Annotated in this window: 1 protein-coding gene and 1 pseudogene; both read left to right on the top strand. The window is 42.4% G+C overall.

Going from position 1 to position 311, the window contains the following annotated elements:
- Positions 1-161, top strand: a pseudogene (locus G5A70_RS15570) (replication initiation factor domain-containing protein); the annotation flags it as partial.
- The coding region (locus tag G5A70_RS15575; RefSeq protein WP_161171205.1) for an excisionase at positions 161-311 on the top strand (151 nt) is incomplete at its 3' end. The pseudogene G5A70_RS15570 and the gene G5A70_RS15575, both read left to right, overlap by 1 nt.

A 311-nucleotide genomic window follows, 5' to 3' on the forward strand; every position in this document is an offset into this window, starting at 1 on the left:
ACGCATTAGGTGGACTGGAAAAAGTGGGAACTATGCTTGATAAGGCAAGATACAGTAATTCCCTTTCCAGTAAATTAACCGCCCATTTACAGAGGATAAACCGCACCGACCTTATCCCTTATATCCAATATGACACGAAACATGGGAAAGGGGGTATCTGATGAATAACAACGATATTCCCGTATGGGAAAAATACACCCTTACCATTGAAGAAGCGTCAAAATATTTCCGTATCGGAGAAAACAAGTTAAGACGATTGGCAGAGGAAAACAAGGACGCTGGCTGGCTCATTATGAATGGCAACCGCATAC

The sequence above is a fragment of the Blautia hansenii genome, assembly GCF_013304445.1.
In the GTDB taxonomy this organism is placed as follows: Bacteria; Bacillota; Clostridia; order Lachnospirales; family Lachnospiraceae; genus Blautia.